The organism is Argonema antarcticum A004/B2 (assembly GCF_023333585.1).
In the GTDB taxonomy this organism is placed as follows: domain Bacteria; phylum Cyanobacteriota; class Cyanobacteriia; order Cyanobacteriales; family Aerosakkonemataceae; genus Argonema; species Argonema antarcticum.
Genome location: NZ_JAIQZN010000208.1, coordinates 1 through 2,722 on the forward strand (window position 1 = coordinate 1; position 2,722 = coordinate 2,722).

Below are 2,722 nucleotides of genomic sequence, written 5' to 3' on the forward strand. Positions count from 1 at the left end.
ATTGAAAATGGTTTCATTGAGAAATATTTTTGTTGTTTATTATTTGAGTGTATCACAATACAGCGGGAACCGCTGTATTATTATCTCTATTTTCTAAACCAAGAATTTCTATAATTTCTTGGTATTTATCAGCCAATCCTTGCAAAGTGCTGATAGCTGCTTTAGGATTAAGCTCGCGATTTTGAAAAAGGTCAAAGCTGTCTAAGATAGATTTAACAAATTGAGTAAATTCACCTTCTGGAAATTCTCCTTCTGAGGGGAGGCGATTTCGTTTGTCTTCATTGACAAAACTTAAAAATATGTGTTTACAGATAATTCCATCGAGTTTGGTGGTTTTTGTGACTCCCCAATTTTCAATGCAAGCACCTGTGAGGTTAACACCTGTGAGGTTTGCTAGTTCTAGCTGCGATCGCACCAAAATTGCTCCCGATAAATCAGCTTGTTGTAAGTTAGCTTTGCAGAGATTAGCACCAATAAATCTAGTCTCAGCTAGGTTAGCACCTAACAAATTAACTCCCTCTAAATTTCGATTATCAAAGTTGCGATCGCGTCCTTGTCCTGTAATTACTAATTGCCGGATTTGGAAATCTTCTAGATAAGTACCATCAAGACGCGCACGTTCAAGTTTTTTAGTTTTTCTCCAGCAAGTTCGAGTTAAATTAGCCTTTCTGAAATCAGCGCTTTTGAGAATTGCATTAGTAAAGTTAGCATCAGTTAAATTAGCCCACTGAAATTAGTACCTCTTTTGCTTGCTAAATTAACAGCAACCCTGAGAATGAAATTATAATGCACATCTCCCGCCAAAGCTCGCCAAGCAATGTAGCTACCCAAAATCAGTGCAGGTAATGTTACAGCTATCATTGCTAATACAGTTGCTGTACCTACACCAGCACCAGCTAAAGCGAAAATTTTCGCCCAAGTTTCGGTAGCTGTAATTTTGTCATTCACAAATTCAGCCATAATTTTGTTCACAGCAATAAGTCCATCGGTAGAAAAAAGATTACCTCCCGACTGTGCCATTGCCATCGGTACAGTTCCAACCGTAACTAATAGCATACTTATTGCTCCAGCTACAGCTACAATTATTGCCGCACTCCTACACGCAACCCCGGCGATAGTTACTGATGTAGCCAAAAATATTGCTCCCGTTAGGCACATAACTGCTGCGATCGCTCCAGCTATTCCGCCTACAAAAGCGATCGCTACAACAGTAACACTTTTTCCTGGTACAAACCCACTTAAACCACCTACCAGAGACATCACTAAAAGGAGAACCATAGACACAGGTAAAGCAGCAATTAAAGCCCAAATTGCTGCTCCTAAACCCCGTGAATTTATAAAAATAACAAAAACTGTAAAAGTTGCCAACATTACTACAGTAAAAAATGTGATTGGAAGTTCTCCAAAAGTGAAGATCATTCCAACCATGCCACCCCCAAAGGTTAATGTTACCAATCCTGATGTTATGGCTAAAATGAAGGAAATTATGGCTAAACCTGTTATCCATCCTGATGGTATGCCTGTTTGGGCCTTGCTGAAGTTAGCCCGGATGAGAATAGCATTGGTAAAATCAACTCCCTGGATTTCACAATGAGAGAAGTTGGCATCGGTGAGGTCTTGTCCTTTGAAGGAGTAACCTTGGAGATTCTGGCGGTGGAAGTCTTGGGGCATAAAAAGTAATTTTGGGGTTATTTACTTAATAGGGTGGCGATCGCTGGCAATAACCGATCGCACGCTTCACCAAATTGTTTAGCGTTGGGAAATTCTAATGCCAAACCTTTAAAAAACTTGATAGCTATATTTACATTCTTTTGCGTTTCTACAGTTTTTGGGTTTTGCCATACTGCGATAAATACTTCTAGTTGTTCCAATGCTTCGACCTTATCTTCTGGTTCTAGGTTTGGTTCGGTGGCGAGCGCTTCTGCTAATTTTCTTAAAACGGTGATGTAATTAACAGAAAATTGGCGGAAGTTTCCTATTTGGTTAATAGCAATACTCACCTCTTGATAAAGATCGTCAAAACCTATAATTGTTCGACCGCTAGACAATGGGTTAACTCCTTGACTGACAGTTCGATCGACATTAAGATTCACATTACCGCCAGTGATGACAATTCCATCACTATAAATATATTTGATAGTTGTGGTGGGATGGCGTTTAATTTCTTCTACTAAATTTGATAATTCTGAAACCTTGGCGTTTATAAAATCATGGTCAGGCGAAAGAGGACGATTTGCTAATGGCTGTTTCAAAGCTTCTTCGTATTCCGCATAATATTCTTGCCTGAGTACCTCGTGGTTGATTGAATTAAAGGTTTTCAATTTAATAATAATGCCATTGCCTCGCTTCTCTAAACCAACGATTTGCAAAGTTTCCTGATATTTTTCAGACAACTTTTTGAGGACGATAACAGCCGCTAAGGGGTTGAGGAGGTCGTGATAAAGGTCGAGGGTATCCAGAAGAGACTGGATAAAACTAATAAATTCGTTCTTTTGAAAATTTCCTTGGGTGGGAATTCGATTCGGATCGCGATTATCGTCTGTATCCTGACGCATATAGATGTAATCACATTCAACTGCATCTAGTTTTGTAGTTCGAGAAATAATCCAATTTTCGATACAGGCACCAGTGAGGATAGCACCAGTTATACTCAGCACGGTCAAAGACCGTGCTTTTGTGGCTGCCCAAAATTTGTCGTTAACTGGTCTTCATTGAAAGTTTG

3 protein-coding genes are annotated in these 2,722 nt (G+C 39.4%); all 3 read right to left on the reverse strand.

Going from position 1 to position 2,722, the window contains the following annotated elements; all coding sequences use genetic code 11:
• Positions 1 to 52: 52 nt before the first annotated feature.
• A complete protein-coding gene (locus LAY57_RS35270) occupies positions 53 to 580 on the reverse strand; it encodes a pentapeptide repeat-containing protein (RefSeq protein ID WP_420839197.1) in 528 nt (175 codons plus the stop codon).
• 134 nt (positions 581 to 714) lie between these two features.
• Complete coding sequence (locus LAY57_RS35275) at positions 715 to 1,671, reverse strand: pentapeptide repeat-containing protein (RefSeq protein WP_249072105.1); 957 nt, start codon at positions 1,669 to 1,671, stop codon at positions 715 to 717.
• Positions 1,672 to 1,688: 17 nt separating this feature from the next.
• On the reverse strand, positions 1,689 to 2,663 hold the full coding sequence (locus tag LAY57_RS35280; RefSeq protein ID WP_249072108.1) for a hypothetical protein: 975 nt from the start codon (positions 2,661 to 2,663) through the stop codon (positions 1,689 to 1,691).
• Positions 2,664 to 2,722: the final 59 nt, after the last annotated feature.

Coding starts and splice junctions, on each gene's coding strand:
- LAY57_RS35275 (WP_249072105.1), bottom strand. CDS start 1,671: ATGCCCCAAGACTTCCACCGCCAGAATCTCCAAGGTTACTCCTTCAAA.